Source organism: Nonomuraea longicatena, from assembly GCF_039525605.1.
Classification (GTDB): Bacteria; Actinomycetota; Actinomycetes; order Streptosporangiales; family Streptosporangiaceae; genus Nonomuraea; species Nonomuraea longicatena.
The window spans coordinates 55,877-79,738 of record NZ_BAAAHQ010000020.1 but is presented as its reverse complement, the minus strand read 5'-3'; the positions used below and the strand labels follow the sequence as shown (position 1 = coordinate 79,738).

Annotated in this window: 22 protein-coding genes and 1 pseudogene; 7 read left to right on the top strand and 16 right to left on the bottom strand. The window is 70.2% G+C overall.

Annotated features, from left to right (window positions below):
• The 6 genes and pseudogenes from ruvX to ABD120_RS19510 form a co-directional block, all read right to left on the bottom strand.
• Positions 1 to 209: pseudogene (gene ruvX, locus ABD120_RS19535) on the bottom strand (Holliday junction resolvase RuvX); the annotation flags it as partial.
• Between the two features lie 58 nt (positions 210 to 267).
• Positions 268 to 2,931, bottom strand: a complete 2,664-nt coding sequence (gene alaS, locus ABD120_RS19530; RefSeq protein ID WP_343951367.1) for an alanine--tRNA ligase — start codon at positions 2,929 to 2,931, stop codon at positions 268 to 270.
• Positions 2,932 to 2,949: 18 nt separating this feature from the next.
• Complete coding sequence (locus tag ABD120_RS19525) at positions 2,950 to 3,180, bottom strand: hypothetical protein (RefSeq protein WP_343951366.1); 231 nt, start codon at positions 3,178 to 3,180, stop codon at positions 2,950 to 2,952.
• Positions 3,177 to 3,563, bottom strand: a complete 387-nt coding sequence (locus ABD120_RS19520) for a DUF948 domain-containing protein (RefSeq protein ID WP_343951365.1) — start codon at positions 3,561 to 3,563, stop codon at positions 3,177 to 3,179. The genes ABD120_RS19525 and ABD120_RS19520 overlap by 4 nt, the downstream gene beginning before the upstream one ends.
• A 127-nt stretch (positions 3,564 to 3,690) precedes the next feature.
• Positions 3,691 to 5,043 carry a methyltransferase family protein gene (locus ABD120_RS19515; protein WP_343951364.1) on the bottom strand — a complete coding sequence of 451 codons (1,353 nt, stop codon included), beginning with the start codon at positions 5,041 to 5,043 and terminating at the stop codon, positions 3,691 to 3,693.
• Positions 5,040 to 5,921: a hypothetical protein gene (locus ABD120_RS19510; RefSeq protein ID WP_343951363.1), complete on the bottom strand. Its 882-nt coding sequence runs from the start codon at positions 5,919 to 5,921 to the stop codon at positions 5,040 to 5,042. The genes ABD120_RS19515 and ABD120_RS19510 overlap by 4 nt, the downstream gene beginning before the upstream one ends.
• 56 nt (positions 5,922 to 5,977) lie before the next feature.
• Here ABD120_RS19510 and ABD120_RS19505 point away from each other — a divergent pair, with 56 nt between their 5' ends.
• Positions 5,978 to 6,580 carry a TetR/AcrR family transcriptional regulator gene (locus ABD120_RS19505; RefSeq protein WP_343951362.1) on the top strand — a complete coding sequence of 201 codons (603 nt, stop codon included), beginning with the start codon at positions 5,978 to 5,980 and terminating at the stop codon, positions 6,578 to 6,580.
• Here ABD120_RS19505 and ABD120_RS19500 read toward each other — a convergent pair.
• From ABD120_RS19500 to ABD120_RS19490, 3 genes are all read right to left on the bottom strand, one after another.
• Positions 6,560 to 6,955 (bottom strand): VOC family protein, encoded by a 396-nt coding sequence (locus ABD120_RS19500; RefSeq protein ID WP_343951361.1) that lies wholly within the window; start codon positions 6,953 to 6,955, stop codon positions 6,560 to 6,562. The genes ABD120_RS19505 and ABD120_RS19500 overlap by 21 nt on opposite strands.
• On the bottom strand, positions 6,955 to 8,196 hold the full coding sequence (locus ABD120_RS19495; RefSeq protein WP_425564004.1) for a replication-associated recombination protein A: 1,242 nt from the start codon (positions 8,194 to 8,196) through the stop codon (positions 6,955 to 6,957). The genes ABD120_RS19500 and ABD120_RS19495 overlap by 1 nt, the downstream gene beginning before the upstream one ends.
• A gap of 69 nt (positions 8,197 to 8,265) precedes the next feature.
• Entirely contained in the window at positions 8,266 to 8,718 is a 453-nt protein-coding gene (locus ABD120_RS19490) for a DUF2231 domain-containing protein (protein ID WP_343951359.1), read from the bottom strand.
• Positions 8,719 to 8,861: 143 nt separating this feature from the next.
• Here ABD120_RS19490 and ABD120_RS19485 point away from each other — a divergent pair, with 143 nt between their 5' ends.
• The 3 genes from ABD120_RS19485 to ABD120_RS19475 all read left to right on the top strand — a co-directional run bounded on the left by ABD120_RS19485 (position 8,862) and on the right by ABD120_RS19475 (position 12,334).
• Positions 8,862 to 9,767 (top strand): peptidylprolyl isomerase, encoded by a 906-nt coding sequence (locus ABD120_RS19485; RefSeq protein ID WP_343951358.1) that lies wholly within the window; start codon positions 8,862 to 8,864, stop codon positions 9,765 to 9,767.
• Positions 9,768 to 9,859: 92 nt separating this feature from the next.
• Complete coding sequence (locus tag ABD120_RS19480) at positions 9,860 to 11,053, top strand: cytochrome P450 family protein (RefSeq protein WP_343951357.1); 1,194 nt, start codon at positions 9,860 to 9,862, stop codon at positions 11,051 to 11,053.
• A gap of 87 nt (positions 11,054 to 11,140) precedes the next feature.
• Positions 11,141 to 12,334: a cytochrome P450 family protein gene (locus ABD120_RS19475; RefSeq protein ID WP_343951356.1), complete on the top strand. Its 1,194-nt coding sequence runs from the start codon at positions 11,141 to 11,143 to the stop codon at positions 12,332 to 12,334.
• Between the two features lie 41 nt (positions 12,335 to 12,375).
• Here ABD120_RS19475 and aspS read toward each other — a convergent pair whose 3' ends face one another.
• From aspS to ABD120_RS19460, 3 genes are read right to left on the bottom strand one after another with little or no spacing between them, the layout of a single operon-like run.
• Positions 12,376 to 14,106 carry an aspartate--tRNA ligase gene (aspS, locus tag ABD120_RS19470; protein ID WP_343951355.1) on the bottom strand — a complete coding sequence of 577 codons (1,731 nt, stop codon included), beginning with the start codon at positions 14,104 to 14,106 and terminating at the stop codon, positions 12,376 to 12,378.
• Positions 14,103 to 15,359, bottom strand: a complete 1,257-nt coding sequence (gene hisS / locus ABD120_RS19465; protein ID WP_343951354.1) for a histidine--tRNA ligase — start codon at positions 15,357 to 15,359, stop codon at positions 14,103 to 14,105. The genes aspS and hisS overlap by 4 nt, the downstream gene beginning before the upstream one ends.
• Complete coding sequence (locus tag ABD120_RS19460; RefSeq protein ID WP_343951353.1) at positions 15,359 to 16,039, bottom strand: MBL fold metallo-hydrolase; 681 nt, start codon at positions 16,037 to 16,039, stop codon at positions 15,359 to 15,361. The genes hisS and ABD120_RS19460 overlap by 1 nt, the downstream gene beginning before the upstream one ends.
• A 139-nt stretch (positions 16,040 to 16,178) precedes the next feature.
• Between ABD120_RS19460 and ABD120_RS19455 the strand changes: the two genes are divergently transcribed.
• Both ABD120_RS19455 and ABD120_RS19450 read left to right on the top strand, forming a co-directional pair.
• Positions 16,179 to 17,054 (top strand): peptidylprolyl isomerase, encoded by an 876-nt coding sequence (locus ABD120_RS19455; RefSeq protein ID WP_343951352.1) that lies wholly within the window; start codon positions 16,179 to 16,181, stop codon positions 17,052 to 17,054.
• 61 nt (positions 17,055 to 17,115) lie between these two features.
• The gene (locus tag ABD120_RS19450; RefSeq protein WP_343951351.1) at positions 17,116 to 18,345 is read left to right on the top strand and encodes a DUF349 domain-containing protein; all 1,230 of its coding nucleotides are present in this window, start codon (positions 17,116 to 17,118) and stop codon (positions 18,343 to 18,345) included.
• Between the two features lie 75 nt (positions 18,346 to 18,420).
• Here ABD120_RS19450 and ABD120_RS19445 read toward each other — a convergent pair whose 3' ends face one another.
• Positions 18,421 to 19,197: an SAM-dependent methyltransferase gene (locus ABD120_RS19445; RefSeq protein WP_343951350.1), complete on the bottom strand. Its 777-nt coding sequence runs from the start codon at positions 19,195 to 19,197 to the stop codon at positions 18,421 to 18,423.
• Between the two features lie 218 nt (positions 19,198 to 19,415).
• On the opposite strand from ABD120_RS19445, the gene ABD120_RS19440 reads away from it, so the two are divergent.
• Positions 19,416 to 19,799 (top strand): NUDIX hydrolase, encoded by a 384-nt coding sequence (locus tag ABD120_RS19440; RefSeq protein WP_343951349.1) that lies wholly within the window; start codon positions 19,416 to 19,418, stop codon positions 19,797 to 19,799.
• Positions 19,800 to 19,884: 85 nt separating this feature from the next.
• Here the strand turns inward: ABD120_RS19440 and ABD120_RS19435 are convergent, their stop codons facing one another.
• From ABD120_RS19435 to secF, 3 genes are all read right to left on the bottom strand, one after another.
• Positions 19,885 to 22,080: a RelA/SpoT family protein gene (locus ABD120_RS19435; RefSeq protein ID WP_343951348.1), complete on the bottom strand. Its 2,196-nt coding sequence runs from the start codon at positions 22,078 to 22,080 to the stop codon at positions 19,885 to 19,887.
• Positions 22,081 to 22,259: 179 nt separating this feature from the next.
• Positions 22,260 to 22,769: an adenine phosphoribosyltransferase gene (locus ABD120_RS19430; protein WP_343951347.1), complete on the bottom strand. Its 510-nt coding sequence runs from the start codon at positions 22,767 to 22,769 to the stop codon at positions 22,260 to 22,262.
• Positions 22,770 to 22,857: 88 nt separating this feature from the next.
• Positions 22,858 to 23,862: a protein translocase subunit SecF gene (secF, locus tag ABD120_RS19425; RefSeq protein WP_343951346.1), complete on the bottom strand. Its 1,005-nt coding sequence runs from the start codon at positions 23,860 to 23,862 to the stop codon at positions 22,858 to 22,860.

The window sequence follows — 23,862 nt, the reverse complement described above, 5'->3', positions numbered from 1 at the left end:
TGCCCGGCCCGGCCGGACAGGGACGTGGGCAGGCCGACGATCACCTCGATCGCCTCGTGTTCCGCGGCGATCGCGGCGATGCGGGCGAGGTCGCCCTTGCCGCGCCGTACGGTCTCGACCGGGGTGGCCAGCAGACCCGACGGGTCGCTGCGGGCCACCCCGATGCGGACGGACCCGACGTCGACGCCGAGCCGTGAACCGAACCTCATGTCAGTTGTCGCGCTCCTCACCGGCCCGCTGGGGCCGGTGCTGGTGGGCCTGATCGAACTACTCTCCGATGGACTGCTCAACCGCGTGCAGCGCGTCGCCGATCGCCTCGACGCGGGTGCCACCACCCTGCGCGACATCGTCCTTGCCGCCACCGCCACCCCCAAGTGCCTTGGCGGCGACGCCGACCAGTCGCCCGGCCTTGAGCCCTCGCTCGCGTCCCGCCTCGTTGACCGCGGCGACCACCACGGGCCGGTCGGCGGGGGCTCCGGCGATCACGATGACCGCCGGCCGGTCGGCTGGGAATCTGCCACGCACGTCAAGCGCGAGCTTACGCAGATCATCGGCGCCGGTTCCATCAGGCGCGCGGTGCGTCACGACAGAGACTCCGTGCAGGTCACGCGCCTGCGCGGCGAGCTCTCCGGCGATCTGGAGCACCTGCGCGGAACGCAGCTTCTCCAGGTCCTTCTCCGCGGCGCGCAGCCGGGAGACGATGCCTTCGATCCGCTCGGGAAGTTCTTCCCTGCGGGTCTTGAGCTGCTCGCTGAGCTGGGCGACCAGCACGCTCTCACGGGCCAGGAAACGGAAGGCGTCGATGCCGACGAGCGCCTCGACGCGGCGCACACCCGCGCCGACCGACTGCTCGCCGAGCACCTTGACCAGGCCGAGCTGCCCCGAACTGTGCACGTGGGTGCCGCCGCACAGCTCACGGGAGTACTCGCCGATCTCGACCACGCGGACCTCGTCGCCGTACTTCTCGCCGAACATGGCGAGGGCGCCCATGGCGCGCGCCTCCGCCTGCGTGGTGTAGAAGGCGTTGACCTTGAGGTCGTTGATCAGGACGGCGTTGACCTCGTCCTCGACGTCGCGCAGCACGCTGTGCGGCACCGCGCCCGCCGAGGTGAAGTCGAAGCGGAAGCGGCCGGGTGAGTTCTCGGACCCGGCCTGCGCGGCCGTCTCGCCGAGCGCGTTCTTGAAGCCCCGGTGGACGAGGTGGGTGGCGCTGTGGCTGCGCGAGATCGCGCGCCGCCGTTCGATGTCGATCTCGGCCTGCGCCTCGTCGCCGACCCTGACCTCGCCCTTGCGGACGACTCCTCGGTGCACGATCAGGCCCGACAGCGGCGACTGCACGTCGAGGACCTCGACCTCCCCCCCGCCCGTACGGATCACACCCTGGTCGGCGAGCTGGCCGCCGCCCTCGGCGTAGAAGGGGGTGCGGCCCAGCACGACCTCGACGGTGGTGCCCATGCCCGCGACGGGCACGGTGGCGCCGTCGACGAGGAGGCCGACGACGGTGGAGTCGGCCTCGGTGGCGTCGTAGCCGAGGAAGTCGATCTTGCCGGCCTTCTCCAGCATCGTTCCGAAGACGGAGATGTCGGCGTTGCCGGTCTTCTTGGCCTTCGCGTCGGCCTTGGCGCGCTCACGCTGCTCGGACATCAGGCGGCGGAAGCTCTCCTCGTCGACCTTCAGCCCCTGCTCGGCCGCCATCTCCAGGGTGAGGTCGATCGGGAAGCCGTAGGTGTCGTGGAGCTGGAAGGCGTGCTCGCCCGACAGCGTCGTGCCGGACTTGCGCTTCATCTCCTCGACCGCGACGTCGAAGATCGCGGTTCCGGTGCGCAGCGTGCCGAGGAAGCTCGCCTCCTCCGCGTCGATGACCGCGTGGATCTGCGGCGCGTCGACCTTGAGCTCGGGGTAGGTCTCGCCCATCGCGTCGATGGTGACCGAGGTCAGCTCGTGCATGTAGCGCTCCTCACCGGAGCCGAGCAGCCGCAGGTTGCGGATGGAGCGGCGCAGGATGCGGCGCAGGACGTACCCCCGGCCCTCGTTGCTCGGCGCGACGCCGTCGGCGACCAGCATGGTGCCGGTGCGGACGTGGTCGGCGACCACGCGCAGACTGACGTCGGCGCGCGCGTCGCGGCCGTAGCGGGTCTTGGTGAGCTCGGCCGCCCTGTCGAGGATCTTGTAGGTGGTGTCGATCTCGTAGAGGTTGTCGACGCCCTGCAGGATCGTCGCCATGCGCTCCAGGCCCATGCCGGTGTCGATGTTCTTGGCCGGCAGCTCGCCCGCGACGTCGAAGTCGACCTTCGACCGCACCGCGCTGAGCTGGAACTGCATGAAGACGTTGTTCCAGATCTCGAGGTAGCGGTCCTCGTCGGCCACCGGGCCGCCGTCCTTGCCGTACTCCTTGCCCCGGTCGTAGTAGATCTCGGAGCAGGGCCCGCCGGGGCCGGGCACGCCCATGTGCCAGTAGTTGTCCTCAAGGCCGCGGCGCTGGATGCGGTCGAGCGGCACGCCGACCTTGTTGTGCCAGATGTCGATCGCCTCGTCGTCGTCGAGGTAGACCGTCACCCACAGGCGCTCCTCGGGGAAGCCGAAGCCGCCGTCGGACTCGGAGGCGGTGAGCAGCTCCCACGCGAAGGGGATCGCCTGGTCCTTGAAGTAGTCGCCGATCGAGAAGTTGCCCAGCATCTGGAAGAACGTCGCGTGCCGGGTGGTCTTGCCGACCTCGTCGATGTCGGGGGTGCGCACGCACTTCTGCACACTGGCCAGCCGTGCCGCCGGAGGCTTGCGCTGCCCCAGGAAGTACGGCTTGAACGGGACCATGCCCGCGTTGACCAGCAGCAGCGTGGGGTCTTCGGCGATCAGGCTGGCCGAGGGCACTACTTTGTGCCCACGCTCCTCGAAGAAGCGCAGGAAGCGGCGAGCGATTTCTGCCGACTCCATGTCAGCCATCCTTTGCAATCAGTGGTCGGTTCCAGGGTTGTCGAGCTCGAAGCGGGCCCGCAACTCGGTTTCGCGCCCGGCGGCCTCGTCGAGCGCTTCGGAAGTAAAGTCTCTCACCTGTTCGAGGAACCCGACCGCGTTGTCGGCCGTACGGCGGGCGACGTGGTTGGGGTGCATGGCCTGGAGCCTGCGCATCGCCCAGATCGCGGTGAGGGCGCCGAGCGACAGGTAGAACAGCCTGCGGATCACCGGTGCCGCCTGACCTTGCGGGGCCGCCTGCGGGCGGCGATGGCTCTGCGCACGCCGTAGCTCAGCGACGAGACCTTGATCAGCGGGCCGGTGAAGATCGTCTGCGTGACGCCGCTCAGCTTGGCGGCGTGGGCGCTGACCTGCTTGACGTCCTTCGTGATCGCCTCGACGGCGACCAGTTGCCTGTTGGCCTCGTTGACCGTGACGCTGACGTCGTCGAGGAGCGGCACGACGCGCTCGCTCAGGTCGGCGACCATCTTGGTGGTCTCGGTGAGCAGGCGGGCCAGCTTGACGAGCACCACGGCGAGCACGACGACCAGGGCTACCCAGCCGGTGGCGGCGATCAGCCCGGCGACCTCTCCAGCGGTAAGCACTCCGCTCATCTCCCTCTAACCTGGGCCGGAACGGCAAGACCCTATCGTGTCCGCCCGACAGAAGAGGGCATCGCGGCTGTGGGCCGTGCGGGGCCCGGGGTCCATCGAGGCTCGGCGGGCCCGCTTCGCCGTCGTGTCAGGTGCCGCGCCGCGACCGGCGGGGCCGGCGGGCGGGTGCGCGGGTCGGGGAGAAGGCATCAGTGCAGAGTTGGGCGAAGCCGGTCACACCTGGCACGAGCAGGAGCCAGCCCAGCAGCGCCCAGCCGAGGTGGATGTGCGTGAGAACGTGGGCGAGCGCGGCCACTCCGGCGGCCCGGGCGCCGTCCTCGCGCTCGTAGGTGAGGCGGCGCGGCATCTCCGGGAGGTCTGCCGCGTCCGCCACGGTCAGCGCGACCGGCCGCTTGGCGCCGATCCAGGATCCGACCTCCGTGCACATGCCGCACGACAGGTCCACGTACACGGTCGCGTGCGGCGTCTCGGGGCGGAGGCGGGGCAGCCAGGCTCGCACCCGGCTCCGGTAGCGGTGCCAGCTCCGGCCGTGGGCCCGCGAGAGCTGTTCGCCCTCGTGCCAGGCGGCCAGGCCCGCGCCGTAGGCGACCGCGACGGCGGCGGCCGCGAGCAGCCGGACGTCGAGGACGGCCATCACCAGGTAGCAGGCGGTCATCGCCACCTGCATCGGGTTGCGGACGTAGGCGTAAGGACCGCCGGTGACCAGGCGGCGCGGCGGGTCGTACGGGAACGGGGTGCCGCCGCCCCGGGCCGCGAACTCGCGTACGGCCGCCAGCCCGAGGGCCGAGGGGACGGCCAGCAGTTGCGCGATGAGGGCCAGCGCCCAGGCCGGCCGCTCCCAGAGGCCCGTCCAGGCGACGGGGGCGGCCAGGCCGTAACCCGCCGCCAGGACGATCTGGAACAGGGCTCTGAGCGGCAGTCGGGTGCTCGCGACGGTCCATCGGGTGAGCAGGAGGCCGGGGACCAGCGCGACGGCCACGGCGACCGTCTCGCCGAGGAGCCAGTCCTCGCCCAGGCGGACCACGGGGTGGGCCAGCGGCATCACCGCGAGATCCAGCCAGGCGAGGGCGGCGGCCGTGAGCGGGATCGGGGCCAGCGGGGCGGCCAGGGCGGGCAGGGCGCCCCAGAGCAGGGCCCAGCCGAGCATGAGGTCCACGGGGAGTCCGGCGATCGCCGCACCCTGCACGTCGAAGGTCCACCAGCCGGCGAGGTTGACCGGGACGAGCGCGAGCAGGTTCCAGGCGGTCGCGAGGACGGCGGCGCCGATCCGCCGCCCGTCGATCCGGCTGCCGCCCTCCGGCGCACGTGCCCCATGGTCGGCCCGCCCCACCGGACCGCCCGTGTCAGCGCGGTTCCGGAAGGCCGAGCGGTCAACGGATCCGGGCGGGCGAGCAGCGGATCCGGAGGCGACGACCACGGCGACGGCCACCGCGAGAATCGGGACGAACAGTCCCAGTCCTCTGATCAGGGTCGCGCTCATGGCCGGGTGAAGGCCGAGGCGAGGTAGTCGGCCGCCTCTCCCACGGCGTACCGCTGGACCGGGCCGAAGTACCACGCCGGGTCGAAGGTCCGCCGGTAGTCCAGCGACACGGTCAGCCGCCCGTCCGCCCAGGTGAAGGCGGCGGTGCGCAGGTCGAGCCAGCGTGCCAGGGTGGTGTCGCGCTCGACGGCGAACACCACGCGCCCGCTTCCGGCCGGGTCTGCGGGCACCGAGCTGGAGACCACGCGCAGGGTCATCGAGCGGGGTTCGGCCACGGCCCCGATCCCGAGCGAGCGACGCGGGTCGAAGACGACCTCCCGGGTGGCGCCGACCTGGAGCCCCTCGCCGGTGACGCGCGCCGGCCGGGGGAAGCCGAGGCGCAGGAACACCGAGTCGTACCCGCCGAAGACCGGCGGCGCGGCCAGCGCGGCGGCCAGCTCGCCCGAGTGGGCGCGGGTGACGCTCACCGTCTCCTCCCGGGGCAGCGACGTCCCCTCCGTCGCCCCTTCGAGCGCCACGAGCAGCAGCAGCGGCACGACGACGGCGTTCGTCCCCTTGCGTATGAGATGGACGACGCCCACCATCACCGCCCCGACGAAGTAGAAGATCGGCGCGGCCACGACCAGGCAGACGATCCCCTCGCCGAGCAGCGGCCCGGACAGCGCGAGCCCGATCGTGATCGTGACCATGGTCACCCCGAGCGCCGACCTGGGCCGGGCGACGAGCGCGACGGTGAGCGCGATGACGGCGGGCAGGCCGACGTAGAACAGGGCGCTCTGCTCCAGGTGCCCGGTGTGCAGGACCCGGTGGCCGAGCATGGCGGCGAACAGCGCGGCGAGGACGCCCGCGAGTAACCGGCGGCGGTTCTGCTGTTCCATACACACCCCTTGATCGAACGATTTAATCACTCGATTAAACCTTACGATGAGGGACCATGACACAGGAGACCAGGGACCGGCTGATCGAGGCCGCGGCGCGGACACTGCGCGAGGAGGGGTACGCGGGCACCAGCGCCCGCGTGATCGCCAAGGCCGCGGGCGTCAACTCGGCGCTGGTCTTCTACCACTTCGGCGGCGTGGACCCGTTGCTCCTCGCCGCCCTCGACCGCTCCTCCGCCGAGCGCATGGCCGCCTACCGGGGCCCGGTCGAGGCGGCGCGCTCGCTTGAGGACCTGGTCGCGACGGCCACGGAGATCTATCGCGCCGACCTGGAAGGCGGCCACATCACGCTGGTGTCCGAGATGGTCGGCGCCAGCATCGCCAGGCCCGAACTGCGGGCCGAGATCGTCAAGCGCACCGACCCGTGGATCGACTTCGTCGAGCAGGCGCTGGTCCGGGTGATCGGCGGTTCGCCGCTGGCCAAGCTGCTGCCGCCGCGCGAGCTGGCGTACGCCGCCGTCACGTTCTACCTGGGCGCCAACCTGTTCTCACACCTCGACGCGGACAACTCACGCACCGAGGCGATGTTCGCGCTGGCCGAGCGGGTGGCGCCGAGGGCCCGGCTGCTGACGGTGCGGCTACCCCGCCGCCGGGGCTGAGCGCACCAGTTCGACCTCGAAGCCCGCGTCGTTCTCAAGATAGGCGGCATAGTGGGCCGGGCCGCCCGCGTGGGGGTGCCGGTCGGCGAACAGCAGCCGCCAGCCGTGTTCCTGCGCCTCCTTCGTGAGCGCGTCGACGTCGTCGACGTGGAAGGCCAGATGGTTGAGCCCGGACCGGCGACGTTCGTGCGGGCCGGGGACGCGCTCGGGTGACTGCTCGATCACCACGTACGTCTGCCCGAGCAGCCAGGAGCGTCCGCCCTCCCAGCTCTGGAACCCGGTGTAGCCGAGCCTGCCGAACAGCCAGGCGAAGGAGGGCAGCGCCGCCTCCAGTGAGTCGACCCACAGCTCGACGTGGTGCAGCGTGCCGTGCACTACTCCCCCCGCAGGAAGGCGCGGATCTTGGCCCAGCGCCCGGCCACCGGGGCCTCGGCGCCGTGGCGGGTCGGCTCGTAGTAGCGGCGCCCGCGCACCTGCTCAGGTGCGTACTCCTGGCGGACCAGGCCGTGGTCGAAGTCGTGGGGGTACTTGTAGCCGTCGCCGTGGCCGAGCCCCGCCGCCCCCGGGTAGTGGCTGTCGCGCAGATGCGGCGGGACCTGCCCGATCAGCCCCTTGCGCACGTCGCCGACCGCCGCCCCGATGGCCTTGACCACCGCGTTGGACTTGGGCGCGAGCGCGCAGTGGATCACCGCGTGCGCCAGGTTGATCTGCCCTTCGGGCAGCCCGATGAGTTGTACGGCCTGCGCCGCCGCCACCGCCGTCTGCAGGCACGTGGGGTCGGCCAAGCCGACGTCCTCCGAGGCGAAGATGACGACGCGGCGGGCGATGAAGCGGGGGTCCTCGCCCGCCTCGACCATGCGGGCGAGGTAGTGGAGGGCGGCGTCGGCGTCCGAGCCGCGCATCGCCTTGATGAAGGCGCTGATGACGTCGTAGTGCTGGTCGCCCTGGCGGTCGTAGCGGACCGCCGCCTTGTCCGCCGCCTTCTCGACCACCTCGACGGTGACCTCGTCGGACAGGAGGGCGGCGGCCTCCAGATAGGTGAGGGAGCGGCGGGCGTCGCCGCCCGCCAGCCGTACGAGATGGTCGAGCGCCTCCGGCGCGAGGGTGGCGCGGCCGGCCAGGCCGCGCTCGTCGGCGACGGCCCGCTGGAGCACGGCCCTGATGTCGTCGTCGGAGTGGGACTCCAGCGTGAGCAGCAGAGAGCGCGACAGCAGCGGCGAGATGACGGAGAACGAGGGGTTCTCCGTCGTCGCGCCGATGAAGGTGACCCAGCGGTTCTCGACGGCGGGCAGCAGCGCGTCCTGCTGGGCCTTGTTGAAGCGGTGGACCTCGTCGACGAACAGGACGGTCTGCCTGCCCGACATGCCGAGTTCGCGCCTGGCGGCCTCGATGGCGGCCCGGACGTCCTTGATCCCGGCGGACACGGCGGAGATCTCGACGAAGCGGCGCTTGGTGACGTTGGAGACGACATAGGCCAGCGTCGTCTTGCCGGTGCCCGGCGGACCCCACAGGAACAGCGACATCGGGGCCTCGCTCTCGACCAGCCGCCGCAGCGGGGTGCCGGAGCCGAGCAGGTGACGCTGGCCGATGACCTCGTCGAGTGTGCGTGGGCGCATCCGGACCGCCAGCGGCTGCGGAGTGGCCTCCTGCGCCGCCGAGTCGAACAAGCTATCCACAACCGGAGCTTACAGGCTCCACACGGCCCTCGCTCCCGAGTCGCCCGCGCGGAAGACGAAGTACCCGGCCACGCCGGCGAGCACCACCGTGAGCACCGACAGCGCGATCCCCGCCGCCTTGTTGCGCCCGCCCGCGAAGACGAGCAGCAGCGAGGACAGGCCGAGCGCGGCGGTGCTCGCCAGCAGGGGCACGGCGAAGCTCTCGTGGGTGGCGATGCGCTGCCCGAGTTCGCCCTCCGCGGAGGAGAACCTGGCCTGCTTGAGCGCGAGCCCGCTCTGCCTGGCGGACAGGACGGCGAGCGGGGCGGCGACCGCGAGCCCGGCGACGGCCCAGGCGAGCTGGGGCCGCCAGCGCCGCGCCAGGGCGTACACGACGGAGACCCCGCAGAGCAGCGGGGTCAGGACCACCGCGAAGTGAATGATCAGCGGGTGGGCCGGCAAGCCGAGGATCTCTTCGAACACGAGGCGTACTCCGTTCTCGGTCCGCCTAGGGACGGCGGGGGGTGTCGGGTGCCACATCTGTCACTTACGTACACCACATTGCGAGACCGGTAGCATTCGCGGAGTCATTTGGTCATGTGTCGGTAAATGTGGAGGACATAGCCGTGAGCGGCGACGAGGACCGCCAGAGCGAACTGGCGCGCGAACACAGGGAGAGGCAGAGCAAGCGCGCGGCTGAGGACTCCGCCAAGGGCAAGCGCAACGTCCTCGTGGGCGCGGGGGTGGCGATCGTCCTGGTGGCGGGGGGTGTGGTCGCCGCGACGACGCTGCTGGGGGACGAGGAGCCGGACACCACGAAGGCCGCCGCCACGTCCAGCCCGTCGCCGTCCGCCTCACAGTCGGCGGCGCTCCCGTCGGCCTCCCCGACGCGAACGGGACCGGTCAGCTGTTCCTACACCAAGGACACCCAGGACGTGCCGCAGAAATTCGTCGGCTTCCCGCCCAAGCGGCCCGACAGGCAGACGCTGCGGATCAAGACGATGACGCTGGTGACCAACCACGGCGACATCGTCATCGAGGTCGATCCGAAGGCCACGCCCTGCACGGTCAACTCGATGAATCACCTGGCCAAGAAGAACTTCTACGACAACACCAGGTGCCACCGGCTGGTGACGCCCGAGACGGCCGGGCTGTTCCTGCTGCAGTGCGGCGACCCGCTGGCCAAGGCCGACGGCAAGAACCCCACCGACGGCACGGGCACCTCCGGCTACGTCTTCCCCGACGAGGCCGCGGGCACCGTCGCCTACTCCAAGGGCGTGGTCTTCCTGACCCAGCCCACCGACGCGGAGGGACGCAACAGCAGCCAGTTCGCCATCTCGCTGTCGGACCAGAACACGCAGCTCGACCCGGTGTACTCGCTGCTCGGCGTGGCCAAGAGCGGCATCGACACCCTCGTGAAGGTCGCGGAGAACGGCGTGATCGAGAACAAGGACGACATCACCGGCGACGGCGGATCCACTGCCCCGAAGACGCCGGTCGTCATCAAAGACGTCAAATTGTCAACTAAGTAGTATGTGATTTCCTTCACGAACCACACCAAGATCACGATCTTGGTGTGGTTCGGGGCCAGACTGAAGGTCTGGACCCCGAAGGAGTGGACCACATGCCTGAGATTCTCCCCCACGATTTCCTCCTCACCTCGAAGAGCAGCGAAGAGGCCAACCAGAAGTACGCGGACCTGCGGGCCAAGGGCCCCGTCCACCACCTGGAGTGGCCTCCGGGCGTCCCCGGCCTCCTGCTCGTCGACTATGAGCACGCCAGGGCCGCACTCGCCGACCCCCGGATCAGCAAGTCGCTCGACAACGCTCCCGAGTTCTTCCGAACGATGGTCGCCGGAACGGACTCGACGCTCTTCGACAACATGCTCTTCGCCGACCCGCCCGACCACACCAGGCTCCGCAGGGTCGCCACCCACGCCTTCACGATGCGGCGCGTCGAGCAGCTCCGGCCCAGGATCGAGGAGATCACCAACCGGCTCATCGACGAGATGGAGGGCAAAGGCGAGGGTGACCTCATCGAGGACCTGGCCTTCCCCCTGCCGATCTCGGTGATCTCCGAGATGCTGGCGGTGCCGCACGAGGAGCGGGAGCGCTTTCGCGCCTGGTCCTCCGCCCTGCTCGAACCGGCTCTCACGCCCGAGCAGCAGGAACGCGGCAACCAGGCCATCAAGGAACTGAGCGGCTTCTTCGAGCGGCACATCGCCGAGCACCGCGCCAACCCCGCCGACGGCTTCGTCGGCGCGCTCCTGGCCGGCGACCTGAGCGACAGGGAACTGGTCTCCACCCTGGTGCTCCTGCTGGTGGCCGGTCACGAGACCACGGTCAACCTCATCGCCAACGGCACGCTCGCCCTTCTCCGCAACCCTGAGCAGTTCGAGCTGCTCAAGCGGCGCCCGGACCTGGTGCCGAACGCGGTCGAGGAGTTCCTGCGCTACGACGCCCCCGTCGACCACTCCACCATGCGCATCGCGAGCGAGGACATGGAGATCGCCGGGGTGCCGGTGCCGAAGGGCCACCTCGTCCACGTCGCGCTCGGCTCCTCCGGCCGCGACCAGGACGCCAACGACGATCCCGACGGGCTCGACATCACCCGCGAGAGCGTCAAGCACCTCAGCTTCGGCCACGGCCTGCACTTCTGCCTCGGCGCCCCGCTGGCCCGGCTGGAGGCCCAGGTGGCGTTCAGGCTGATCGCCGAGCGGCTGCCGACGCTCCGCCTCGACTGCCCGTCCGAGTCGCTCGCGTGGCGGCTGAACACCTCGTTCGTACGCTCACTCGCCGCACTGCCCGTGGCGTTCTGACACACCGCGGACATACGCCGCGAAAGTCGTGAAATTACCGCTCCTGCGGGTCATTGTGGAGTTCCCCGGACCCGAAGGAGCGGCCTCATGCCCGAGCACCTGCCCGCCGAGTTCATCCTCTCCCCGGACAACAGCCGGGACCCCTACCCCGTGTACGCCGGGCTGCGCGCCAAGGGCCCCGTCCACCGTGTGGACTTCCCGCTCGGGGCGGACGGATTCGTGGTCCTCGACCATGAGCACGGCCGGGCCGCGCTCGCCGACTCCCGGCTGGCCAAGTCGCTGGAGCACGCGCCACGGTGGTTCCGCGAGGTCGCGGAGCAGCAGGATCCGCTGCGCAGCGACAACATGCTCTTCTCCGACCCGCCCGACCACACCAGGCTCCGCAAGGCCGTCGCCCGCGCCTTCACCGCGCGGCGCGTCGAGGGACTGCGCCCGAGGATCGAGGAGATCACCGCCGGACTCCTCGACGCGATCGGCGGCAGGGGCGCGGCCGACCTCGTGGACGACTTCGCCTTCCCGCTGCCGATCATCGTGATCTCGGAGCTGATCGGCATCCCGGCAGACAAGCGCGAGACCTTCAGGACCTGGTCGAGCTCGCTGATCGAGCCTCCGGTCACACCGGAGCAGATCGCCCGGCGGGCCGAGGTGGTGCAGGAGCTGAACTCCTACTTCCGGGACCTCGTCGCCACGCGCCGGGCCGACCCCGGCGACGACCTGGTCAGCGTGCTCGTGACCGGTGAGCTGAACGACAGGGAGGTGTTGTCCACCCTGGGCCTGCTGCTGGTGGCGGGGCACGAGACCACCGTGAACCTGATCGCCAACGGCACGCTCGCCCTCCTGCGCCACCCCGCGCAGTTCGACCTGCTCAGGCGGCGCCCGGAGCTGGTGCCGAACGCGGTCGAGGAGTTCCTGCGCTACGACGCCCCCGTCGAGCGCGCCACCTACCGCATCGCGACCGAGGACATGGAGATCGCCGGGGTGCCGGTGCCGAAGGGCGCCTTCGTGCACGTCACACTCGGTTCGGCAGGCCGCGATCCGGCGGTCAACGACGACAGCGACCGGCTCGACGTCACCCGCGCGGACATCACACACGTGAGCTTCGGCCACGGCGTCCACTTCTGCCTGGGCGCTCCTTTGGCCCGCCTGGAGGCCCAGGTGGCCTTCACGGCCCTTCTGGAGCGTCTGCCCGGCCTGAGGCTCGGCTGCGCGGAGGAGGAGCTCACGTGGCGATTCAGCGGCTCCATCGTCCGCTCGCTGAACCACCTGCCCGTGACCTTCTGACGGTACGGCGGAGCGCCCGGCGACCGGGCGCTCCGCACACCTCACTCCTTGGGCTTGGCGTCGACGCCCGCCTCCTTGCGCTGCTCGACCGTGATCGAAGTCGGCGCGCCGGTCAGGGGGTCGAAGCCGGAGGCCGTCTTCGGGAAGGCGATGACGTCGCGGATCGAGTCGCCGCCCGCCAGCAGCATGCAGATGCGGTCCCAGCCGTAGGCGATGCCGCCGTGCGGGGGCGGGCCGTACTGGAAGGCGTCGAGCAGGAAGCCGAACTTGCTCTCCGCCTCCTCCTTGGAGATGCCGAGCACGTCGAAGACGCGCTGCTGCATCTCGGCACGGTGGATGCGGATCGAGCCGCCGCCGATCTCCATGCCGTTGCAGACCATGTCGTAGGCGTAGGCGAGCGCCTGGCCGGGGTGGTCCTGGAAGTTGTCGGCCCACTCGGGCTTGGGGCCGGTGAACGGGTGGTGCACGGCCGTCCAGCCGCCCTCGCCGTCCTCCTCGAACATGGGCGCGTCGACCACCCACAGGAACGACCACCGCGACTCGTCGATCAGGCCGCACCTGCGGCCGATCTCCAGGCGGGCGGCGCCGAGCAGGTCGCGCGAGGCGCCTCTGGCGCCCGCCGCGAAGAAGATCGCGTCGCCGGAGGCGGCGCCCACCTTGGCGGCCAGGCCGGACTGCTCGGCCTCCGACAGGTTCTTGGCCACCGGGCCGCCGAGTGTCCCGTCCTCCTGCACCAGCACGTACGCGAGGCCGCGGGCGCCCCGGGACTTGGCCCAGTCCTGCCAGGCGTCGAGTTCCTTGCGGCTCTGCGAGGCGCCGCCGGGCATGACGACCGCGCCGACGTAGTCGGCCTGGAAGACCCGGAAGGAGGTCTGCGCGAAGTAGTCGGTCATCTCGACGAGCTCCTGGCCGAAGCGCAGGTCGGGCTTGTCGGAGCCGAAGCGGGCCATGGCGTCGGCGTAGGTCATGCGCGGCAGCGGCGTCGGGACCTCGTAGCCGAGGATCTCCTTCCACACCCGGCCGATCAGCGCCTCGCCGACGGCGATGACGTCCTCCTGGTCGACGAAGGACATCTCGATGTCGATCTGGGTGAACTCGGGCTGCCGGTCGGCCCGCAGGTCCTCGTCGCGGTAGCACTTGGCGAGCTGGTAGTAGCGCTCGAGGCCGGCCACCTGGAGCAGCTGCTTGAACAGCTGCGGCGACTGCGGCAGCGCGTACCAGTTGCCCGGCTGCAGGCGCACGGGCACCAGGAAGTCGCGCGCGCCCTCCGGCGTCGAGCGGGTCAGCGTGGGCGTCTCGACGTAGACGAAGCCGAGTTCGTCCATGACCTGGTTGGCCAGGAAGGTGGCCCGCGAGCGGGTGCGCATGGCGTGGGCGACCTGCTGGCGGCGGATGTCGAGGTAGCGGTACTTCAGCCGCGCCTCCTCGGAGACGCCGGTCGAGCCCTCGATGGGGAACGGCAGCGGCGCCGCCTCGCTCAGCACCTCGACCTCGGTGGCGACGACCTCGACCTCACCGGTGGGCAGTTCGGGGTTGGCGTTGCCCTCCGGCCGCACGCGGACCTCGCCCGACACCCGCACGCAGTACTCGGCGCGCAGGTCGTGGGCGTGGTCCTCCTCGCGGAAGACCACCTGCGCCGAGCCGGAGGCGTCGCGCAGGTCGATGAAGACCACGCCGCCGTGGTCCCTGCGGCGGGCCACCCATCCGGCGAGCGTCACCTGCTGCCCGGCGTGCTCCTTGCGGAGCACCCCGGCGTTGTGCGTGCGGATCACTGCACTTTCCCCTTCAAGACGTCGACGACCTGGGCCAGCGGCACCTCGGTCTGCTCAGCGGTGGTCAGGTCCTTCAGCTGCACGACCTGGGCGGCGAGGTCGCGTTCGCCCATGATCAGCGCGTAGCGCGCACCGGAGCGGTCGGCGCCCTTCATGGCGCCCTTGAGCCCCTTGCCGCCGAAGGACATGTCGGCGGCGACACCCGCCGCGCGCAACCGGCCCACGAGCCCGAACAGGGCCCGCGCGGCCTCGTCGCCCAGCGCCACACCGTACACCGAGCAGCGCGGCGGGGTCGCGGGCTCCACGCCTTCTCGCGCCAGGGCGATGACAGTGCGGTCGAGGCCGAGGCCGAAGCCGATTCCGGGCAGCGGCGGGCCGCCGATCGCCTCGGACAGCCCGTCGTAGCGGCCGCCGCCGCCGATGCCCGACTGGGCGCCCAGCAGCGGGTGGTCGAACTCGAACGTGGTGCGGGTGTAGTAGTCGAGGCCGCGCACCAGCCGGGGTGAGTCCTCCCACGGGATGCCGAGGTCGGCCAGCAGCGTCTTCACCCGGTCGTGGTATGCCTTGCAGTCGGCGCACAGGTGGTCGCCGATGAGCGGCGCCCCCTCAAGCCGGGCACGCACCTCCGGCCGCTTGTCGTCGAGGACTCGCAGCGGGTTGATCTCGATGCGGGCCCTGGTGACCTCGTCGAGGTCGAGGGCGCGCAGGAACTCCTGCAGCCGGGCGCGGTAGAGCGGGCGGCACTCCTTGCAGCCCAGCGAGTTGAGCAGCAGGCGCACCCGGGTGAGGCCCAGCGCGGTGTACCACTGCCAGGCCAGCGCGATGGTCTCGGCGTCGACGGCGGGGTCCTCGCTGCCGATCGCCTCCAGGTCGAGCTGGTAGAACTGCCGGTAGCGGCCCTCCTGCGGCGCCTCGGCGCGGAACACGGCCCCGGCCGCCCACACCTTGACCGGCAGCTGGCCCCGGTGCATGCCGTGCTCCAGGACCGCGCGCAGCACCCCGGCCGTGAACTCGGGCCGCAGCGTCAGCGAGCGGCCTCCCCGGTCGGTGAAGGTGTACATCTCCTTGCTGACGACGTCGGTGGACTCGCCGACGCCCCTGGCGAACAGCTGGGTGTCCTCGAAGACGGCGGTCTCCAGGTAGGAGTAGCCCGCGCGGGCGGCGATGCCGGCGAACTCGTCGCGGATCGCGGCGAAGACGGCCGACTGCGGCGGCAGGTATTCCTTGACGCCCTTGGGCGCTTGAAAGCTCATCAGATTCCTCGGGTGGGCCCGGCCGGTGGCGCGATGTCCCTCAGATAGGGATTGGCGAGGCGCTCGTGGCCGATCGTGGTCTTGGGTCCGTGGCCCGGCAGGACGACCGTGGCGTCCGGCAGCGACAGGCACTTGTCGGCCAGGCTGCGCAGGATCGTCGGGTAGTCGCCGCCCGGCAGGTCGGTGCGGCCGATGGAGCCGGCGAACAGCAGGTCGCCCGAGAACATGATCTCGTCGCCGGGCAGCCGGAAGCTCACCGACCCCCTGGTATGGCCGGGCGTGTGGTCGACCACGAGCTCCAGGCCGGCGAGGCTGAGCACCGCGCCGTCGGACAGTTCCTCGACGTCGTCGGGCTCGCTCAGCGTGATGCCGCCGAAGATCTCGGCGGAGGTGTCGGACCAGCCCTTGGCGGGATCGCTGAGCAGATGGCGGTCCTCGGGATGGATCCAGGCGGGGATGCCGCGCGCGCCGCACACCGGGGCCACCGACCAGACGTGGTCGAGGTGGCCGTGCGTGAGCAGGACCGCCACCGGCTTGAGCCGGTGCTCGCGAAGGAGCTCGTCGACCCCGGCCGCAGCGTCCTGACCTGGGTCGACGATCACGCACTCCGCGCCGGCAGCGGGCGCGACGACATAGCAATTAGTCTGGAAGGCCCCTGCGGGGAAGCCTGCGATGAGCATCTGCCTCAGCTGGATCTCGTCGAAAAGCCAATGGGAATGTAACCGAAGGGTACCGGTGCGGGTCGCCGGGCTGCGAACCATTGCCCTTCGGCCGATACGATTCGCCCACCTCAGTTGATTGACTATGGGAGGCAAAGCGGTGGCCACGGGGAAGGATCGGCAGAAGGCGCTGGCGCGTGAGCACCACGAGCGGCAGTTGCAGCGCCGCATCGAGCGCGAGCAGCGAGCCAAGCGCACTGCCATCATCGGCTCCAGCATAGGCGTCGTCGTGGTCGTCGGCGGCATCGTCGCGGCTGTGGCGCTGCTCGGCGGACAATCTGACACCAGTACCGCGGCCGCGCCCACGCCGGGCGCCTCAGAGTCGCCCGCGCCGAGCGCGCCCGCCGAGCAGGCGGCGGCCAAGCCGTACGACCCGAAGACCGGCACGTGCGGGTACGTCGCGGACACCAACGGCAAGGTCAAGGACGTGGGCATGCCCCCGGCCAAGACCCAGCCCAAGCCCGACACCAAGACACTGACCTTCGCGACCAACCTGGGCGACATCGAGGTGAAGCTCGACAACGCCAAGGCGCCGTGCACGGTCAACTCGCTGGAGTTCCTGGCGAAGAAGAACTACTACGACGGCAGCAAGTGCCACCGGCTCGGCAGCGCGCAGTTCCCGATGCTGCAGTGCGGCGACCCGACGGCCAAGGCCGACGGCAAGTCCGAGACCGACGGCACCGGCGGCCCCGGTTACGTCATGGCCGAGGAGAACCTCCAGGGCGCCCAGTACAAGCGCGGCGTGATGGCGATGGCCAAGACCAGCGCCCCCGGCTCGACGGGGGGCCAGTTCTTCCTCGTGTACGGAGATATCGGACTCACCCCCGATTACACGCCAGTCGGTACGATCACCAAGGGGCTGGACATTCTCGACAAGGTCAACAAGGCAGGTGTGATCACTCCGGGCCCCGATGGAACGGGAGCGCCCAAGGAAACCCTCCAACTCAAAGACGTGACAATCTCTGGCAAGAGCTGACGTAATACAACCAGGGATGGATTCATCCCGAAGGGTCTGATGGAAAGTGCGGGAGGACACGGTGAGCACCGACCCGTGGGGCCGGGTAGACGACGACGGCACCGTCTACGTGCGTACGGCTGAGGGAGAACGGGCCGTCGGCTCCTGGCAGGCCGGTGAACCCGAGGAAGCGCTGGCCTACTTCCATCGCAAGTACGACGAGCTGGCCGGCCAGGTGACGCTGCTGGAGCAGCGGGTCAGAGGCACCGACCTCGCCCCCGCCCAGGCCGAGGCCGGCATCGTCAAGCTGCGCGAGGCGGTCGCCGACGCGCACGCCGTCGGCGACCTGGGCGCGCTCTCGGCCCGCCTCGACGGGCTGACCGAGGTGGTCGCCGCCCGCCGCGAGGAGGTCAAGGCCGCCCGCGAGCAGGCGCGTGTCGAGGCCAAGGCGGTCAAGGAGCGCATCGTCGCCGAGGCCGAGCGCATCGCCGAGGAGACCACGCACTGGAAGTCGGGCGGCGAGCGGCTGCGCCAGCTCGTCGAGGAGTGGAAGGCCGCCGACCGCATCGACCGCGTCACCGAGGCGGCGCTGTGGAAGCGGCTGTCGGCCGCCCGCACGGCATTCGCCAAGCGGCGCAAGGTGTACTTCGCGGGGCTCGACGAGCAGCGTGAGGGGGTGCGCTCCGCCAAGGAGCGCATCGTCGCCGAGGCCGAGGCGCTGTCCGCCTCCACCGACTGGGGCCCGACGGCCTCGGTGTACCGCGAGCTGATGCAGCAGTGGAAGGCCGCGGGCCGCGCCTCGCGCGAGGTGGAGGACGAGCTGTGGGGCCGGTTCAAGGCCGCCCAGGATCGGTTCTTCCAGGCGCGCTCGGCGGTCTTCGCCGAGCGCGACGCGTCGCTGGCCGCAAACGCCGAGGTCAAGGAGCTGCTGCTCGTCGAGGCCGAGAAGATCCTGCCCGTCACCGACGCGCGGTCCGCCCGCAGTTCCCTGCGCGCGCTCCTGGAGCGCTGGGAGGCCGTCGGGCCGGTGCCGCGCGAGCAGCGCGACCGGCTGGAGGGCGGGCTGCGCAAGATCGACGACGCCGTGCGCAAGGCGGAGGACGCGGAATGGAAGCGTTCCAACCCCGAGGCCCGCGCCCGCGCGCAGAGCACCGTCGACCAGCTCCGCACCTCGATCGAGCAGTTGGAGAAGCGCCTGGCCAAGGCGCAGGCGGCCGGTCGCGCCAAGGACGTCAAGGACAGCGAGGAGGCGCTGGTCGCCCGCCGCTCCTGGCTGGAGGAGGCCGAGCGCACCCTCCAGGAGTTCAGCTGAGCGCGTAGTCCTCACCGGCCGGGACCCGCCTGTCGCCGAGCCTGGCCTTCAGGCTCGGCGACGGCCGGTCCGTCGTCACGGCTTGCGGGCTACGGCGCCGTAGGCGTCGATGGGCGTGGGCGTCCCCTTCGGACGCCACTCGGTGATGGGGACCATTCCGGGCTCCAGCACCTCCAGGCCCTCGAAGCACTCCAGGAGCTGCGCGGGACTGCGCAGGTGGTAGGGGGCGGCACCGGTCTCGATGAGCTTGTCGGCACCCTCGGCCACGGCCGCGCCCGTGTCCGTGCCGTCCCACATGGTGAGATAGCTGCCGGACGGCACCGCCTCCATGACCCGGGAGACGATGGAACGCACCTCGTCGAAGTCCCCCACGTACCCCAGCACGCCCATGAACATCACCGACACCGGCCGGTTGAGGTTCAGCACGTTGCGGGCGTCTGCCATGATCACCTCAGGCCGGTGGTAATCGGCGTCCAGGTACCACGTCACACCCTCGGGAGTGGTGTTGACCAGCAGGGCACGTGCGTGCACGAGCACCAGCGGGTCGTTGTCGACGTAGACGATGCGCGAGCCCGGCACCAGCCGCTGGGCCACCTCGTGGGTGTTCTCCATGGTCGGCAGGCCGGTGCCGATGTCGAGATACTGGTCGACCCCGACGTCCCCGGCGAGATGGGTGACGGTGCGGATGAGGAACTGCCGCGACTGGGCCGCCATCGTGACGATGTCTGGATAGACCTCGGCGACGGCGTCTCCCGCCGTACGGTCGGCGGCGTAGTTGTCCTTGCCGCCCATCCAGTAGTTCCAGATCCGTGCGGCGTGCGGCACATCGAACTGGAGTCTCGGATCGGTCATCTCACTGTCTCCGAACTCGGGGGTGTGGGACCAGGGTGATCATACGTCCAACCTCATCTGTCACCATGTCCTCAACCACCCTCCTCACACACCCCGTGTTCCGTTGCACGGAACGGCGGAGCGCGCGCGGCCGGGTGAGACCCTGATCGTTCTGTCCCAAGGGGAGGGGCTGTGGCCGTACGGGAGGCCGTCGTCGCGGTGTTGCGCGAGATGACCGGATGCTGGTGATCCGGCGCGGCGGGCGGGCGAGGCTGCCCGGCTACTGGGCGCCGCTCAGCGGCACGATCGAGGCCGGCGAGAGCCAGGAGCAGGCACTGGTGCGCGAGATCCGCGAAGAGGTCGGGCTGGACGCGACGCCGCTCGCCAAGGTCTGGGAGAGCATCAGCTCCGACGGCGGCTTCGTCCTCCACTGGTGGGAGGCCGCCGCCGGGCCGGGCGCACCGGTGCTCGCCCCCGGCGAGGTGAGCGAGGCGCGGTGGGTCACCGTCGAGGAGTTCCTCAGGCTGGAGCCGATCTTCGACGGGGACCGCGCGTTCTTCGAGCGGGCCCTCGCAACCACTGACGCGCCCGCAGACACTCCAGCGGGCCCTCTCAAGCGCTGACGCGCCCGCAGACACTTCCCAGCCGGCCCTGACGGTGAAGCGGGCCCCAGGGCCTCCCTAGGCGCTCGTGGGGCGGTTCAGGGACTCACTGACCGGCGCCGCTGATCCGGTAGACGTCGTAGACGCCCTGGATGCCGCGGACCGCCTTCAGCACGTGCCCGAGATGCTTCGGGTCGCCCATCTCGAAGGTGAAGCGGCTGATCGCCACCCGGTCGCGTGTGGTCGTCACCGACGCCGACAGGATGTTGACGTGCTGGTCCGAGAGCGTCCGCGTCACATCGGACAGCAGCCGAGGCCGATCCAGCGCCTCCACCTGGATCGCCACCAGGAACACCGAGTCCTCGCTCGGCGACCAGCTCACCTCGACCAGCCGCTCCGGCTGGCCCTTGAGCTGCTGCACGTTCGTACAGTCTGCCCGGTGGACAGACACCCCGTGCCCGCGGGTGACGAACCCGACGATCTCGTCGCCCGGCACCGGTGTACAGCACTTCGACAGCCGGACCCACACGTCGGCGTCGCCCGCGACGACCACCCCCGCTCCCCCGCCGCCGCCGCGCGGACGCCCCTTCAGGCGCGTCGGCAACGAGGTCTCGGCGATGTCCTCCTCGGCGCTCTCGACGCCGCCGATGGAGGCCACGAGCTTCTGCACGACCGTCTGCGCGGCCACATGGCCCTCGCCCACGGCGGCATACAGCGCGGACACGTCCGGGTAGCGCAGGTCGCGCGAGAGCGCCAGCAGCGCCTCGCCCGACATCAGCCGCTGCAGCGGCAGGCCCTGCTTGCGCATGGCCCGGCCGATGGCCTCCTTGCCCGCCTCGATGGCGGTCTCGCGGCGCTCCTTGGAGAACCACTGCCGGATCTTGTTGCGGGCCCGCCCCGACTTGACGAACTTCAGCCAGTCGCGCGACGGCCCGGCGTCCGGCGACTTGGAGGTGAAGATCTCGACCGTGTCGCCGTTGCCGAGCCGCGACTCCAGCGGCACCAGGCGGCCGTTGACGCGGGCGCCGATGCAGCGGTGGCCCACCTCGGTGTGGACGGCGTAGGCGAAGTCGACCGGCGTGCCCCCCTCGGGCAGCGCCACGACCTGCCCGCGCGGCGTGAACACGTACACCTCGGAGACCGACAGGTCGAAACGCAGCGACTCCAGGAACTCGCCCGGGTCGGCCGTCTCCTTCTGCCAGTCGAGAAGCTGGCGCAGCCAGGCCATGTCGCTGCCCGGCTTGACCTTGCCGCCCGGGGCGACGGCGCCGACCTCCTCCTTGTACTTCCAGTGGGCGGCGACGCCGTACTCGGCCCTGTGGTGCATCGCGTGCGTGCGGATCTGCAGCTCGACCGGCTTGCCCTCCGGGCCGATCACCGTCGTGTGCAGCGACTGGTACATGTTGAACTTGGGCATCGCGATGTAGTCCTTGAAACGCCCGGGCACGGGGTTCCACCGCGCGTGGATCGTTCCGAGGGCCGCATAGCAGTCGCGCACCGAATCGACCAGCACCCGGATGCCCACCAGGTCGTAGATGTCGTCGAAGGCGACGTCCCTGGCGATCATCTTCTGGTAGACGGAGTAGTAGTGCTTGGGCCGTCCCTTGACCACCGCGCGGATCCGCGCCTCGCGCAGGTCGCCCGAGACCTTCTCGATGACCTCCTGAAGGAACAGGTCGCGCCTCGGCGCCCGCTCCGACACCATGCGGGCGATCTCGTCGTACCGCTTCGGATAGAGCATCGCGAACGCGAGGTCCTCAAGCTCCCACTTGATGGTGTTCATGCCGAGCCGGTGGGCCAGCGGCGCGAAGATCTCCAGCGTCTCGCGGGACTTCTGCTGCCGCTTGTGCTCGGGCAGGTAGCGCATCGTGCGCATGTTGTGGAGCCGGTCGGCGAGCTTGATCACCAGGACGCGGATGTCGCGGGACATCGCCACGACCATCTTGCGCACGGTCTCGGCCTGTGCGGCGTCGCCGAACTTGACCTTGTCGAGCTTGGTGACGCCGTCGACCAGCGAGCCGATCGTGTCGCCGAAGTCGCCGCGCAGTTCGTCGAGCCCGTAGGCGGTGTCCTCGACCGTGTCGTGCAGCAGCGCCGCGCACAGTGTCTCGTCGTCGGTGCCGAGTTCGGCCAGAATGGTGGCGACCGCCAGCGGATGCGTGATGTACGGGTCGCCGCTCTTGCGCTTCTGATCACGGTGGTGGAACGCGGCCACGTCGTAGGCACGCTCGATCAGGCGCAGGTCGGCTTTGGGGTGGGTGGCTCTGACCGTGCGGAACAACGGTTCGAGCACCTGGCTCATCGCCCCACCCCCAAATCGCCGCCGACGCGCGGAAGGGGCACCGGGCTCGGTCGCTCCGGTGTTCCCGCCGTCCGTCACGTCGGACACGACCACATCACGGGGCACTCAGACTCCTTACGTTCGAGTCCAGATCCCCCAAGTGTATCCAGGTGGCAAACCTGGCCTGCTCCGGGTCCGGCTCAGACGATCACCAGGGACCGCAGGTCCACACCCTCCAGGCGCTCACGGCCCTTCAGAAAGGCCAGCTCCATGAGGACCGCGATGCCCACGACCTCGGCTCCGGTGCGTCGCACCAACTCCACCGTCGCCCGCGCGGTGCCGCCCGTGGCGAGGACGTCATCGACGATGAGCACGCGGTCACCGGGCGCCATGGCGTCGCGGTGAACCTCGATGGTGGCTGAGCCGTACTCCAGATCGTAGGACTCTTCGAGCGTCGCGGAGGGCAGTTTGCCCTTCTTCCTGACCGGGACGAACCCGGCACCGGCCCGATAGGCCACCGGTGCCGCCAGGATGAAGCCGCGCGACTCGATCCCGACGATCTTGTCGACCTCGAACATGCCGGCGATCTCGTCCACGACCGCCTTGAAGGCCACGTGGTCGTCCAGCAGCGGGGTGATGTCCTTGAACATCACCCCGGGCTGGGGGTAGTCGGGAACGTCCCGGATGAGATCCAGGATCCGGTCCTTCATGCAAAGTCCCTTCCGGACGGCCGCAGCCGCCCTCTCACGGCGAGACCCCCGCCCGGCGAGCGGACGGGGGTCTTGCCGGATACATGCCTCAGCCGCCTGCTACGGCCGTCTTCTTGCCGCCTTTGCCGCCGCCGCCCGTGGCGGCGAGCCTGCGTGCGATCGCCTGGTACTTCGGCTCCCGCTCCTTCAGGGTGACCAGCAGCGGCGTGGCCACGCACAGGGAGGAGTAGGTGCCGACCACCATTCCGACGAACAGCGAGAGCGACAGGTCCTTCAGCGTTCCGGCGCCCAGCAGCGTGGTGCCGATGAACAGGATCGCCGCCACCGGGAGGATCGCCACGAGCGAGGTGTTGAGCGACCTGATCAGCGTGTGGTTCAGGGCGTCGTTGGCCGCCTGGGTGTAGGTCTTCTTGGAGGTCGTGCCGAGCTTGGCGGTGACCTCCTTGATCATGTCGAAGACCACGACCGCGTCGTACAACGAATAGCCGAGGATGGTCAGGAAGCCCAGCAGGGTCGCGGGCGTGACCTCGAAGCCCGACCAGGCGTAGATGCCTGCGGTGATCACCAGGTCGTGGACCAGCGCGACGATGGCGGCCAGCGCCATCTTCGGTTCGAAGGCCATCGACAGGTACAGGATGATCGCGACCATGAAGACGGCCAGGCCGAGCCAGGCCTTGTTGGAGACCTCACCTCCCCAGGAGGCGCCGATCGACTGGATGTCCACCTGCGAGACCGGGACCTTGAAGTCCTGGACGATCGCGTTCTGGACCTTGGTGACGGTCGCCTCCGGCAGCGTCTCGGTGGTCACACGCCACCGGTCGCCCGCCTTCTGCACGATCGCCTGGTGCGTCCCCTCGTCGAGGAAGGTCGAGCGGACCTGCTCGATGCTGGCCGTCTCCGCCTTGAAAGAGAAGACCGAGCCACCCCTGAACTCGACGCCCAGGTTGAGCGGGCTGCCCGTGTTGATGGCGCTGAAGATCAGCCCGGCGAGCGAGAACGCGATCAGCAGGCCCGACAGGGAGTACCACAGCTTCTGCTTGCCGACGAAGTCGACGTCGATCTCGCCCCGGTAGAGGCGGCGGCCGAGTCCCAT

Excerpts from the sequence above, each read along its gene's own strand:
- alaS (WP_343951367.1), bottom strand. The coding sequence starts at position 2,931 with ATGGAGTCGGCAGAAATCGCTCGCCGCTTCCTGCGCTTCTTCGAGGAG.
- ABD120_RS19440 (WP_343951349.1), top strand. The coding sequence starts at position 19,416 with ATGCTGGTGATCCGGCGCGGCGGGCGGGCGAGGCTGCCCGGCTACTGG.
- ABD120_RS19430 (WP_343951347.1), bottom strand. The coding sequence starts at position 22,769 with ATGAAGGACCGGATCCTGGATCTCATCCGGGACGTTCCCGACTACCCC.
- ABD120_RS19460 (WP_343951353.1), bottom strand. The coding sequence starts at position 16,039 with ATGCTCATCGCAGGCTTCCCCGCAGGGGCCTTCCAGACTAATTGCTAT.
- ABD120_RS19520 (WP_343951365.1), bottom strand. The coding sequence starts at position 3,563 with ATGAGCGGAGTGCTTACCGCTGGAGAGGTCGCCGGGCTGATCGCCGCC.
- secF (WP_343951346.1), bottom strand. The coding sequence starts at position 23,862 with ATGGGACTCGGCCGCCGCCTCTACCGGGGCGAGATCGACGTCGACTTC.
- ABD120_RS19475 (WP_343951356.1), top strand. The coding sequence starts at position 11,141 with ATGCCCGAGCACCTGCCCGCCGAGTTCATCCTCTCCCCGGACAACAGC.
- ABD120_RS19510 (WP_343951363.1), bottom strand. The coding sequence starts at position 5,921 with ATGGAACAGCAGAACCGCCGCCGGTTACTCGCGGGCGTCCTCGCCGCG.
- ABD120_RS19515 (WP_343951364.1), bottom strand. The coding sequence starts at position 5,043 with ATGAGCGCGACCCTGATCAGAGGACTGGGACTGTTCGTCCCGATTCTC.
- ABD120_RS19445 (WP_343951350.1), bottom strand. The coding sequence starts at position 19,197 with ATGACCGATCCGAGACTCCAGTTCGATGTGCCGCACGCCGCACGGATC.
- ABD120_RS19495 (WP_425564004.1), bottom strand. The coding sequence starts at position 8,196 with ATGCGCCCACGCACACTCGACGAGGTCATCGGCCAGCGTCACCTGCTC.
- hisS (WP_343951354.1), bottom strand. The coding sequence starts at position 15,359 with ATGAGCTTTCAAGCGCCCAAGGGCGTCAAGGAATACCTGCCGCCGCAG.
- ABD120_RS19505 (WP_343951362.1), top strand. The coding sequence starts at position 5,978 with ATGACACAGGAGACCAGGGACCGGCTGATCGAGGCCGCGGCGCGGACA.
- ABD120_RS19480 (WP_343951357.1), top strand. The coding sequence starts at position 9,860 with ATGCCTGAGATTCTCCCCCACGATTTCCTCCTCACCTCGAAGAGCAGC.
- ABD120_RS19435 (WP_343951348.1), bottom strand. The coding sequence starts at position 22,080 with ATGAGCCAGGTGCTCGAACCGTTGTTCCGCACGGTCAGAGCCACCCAC.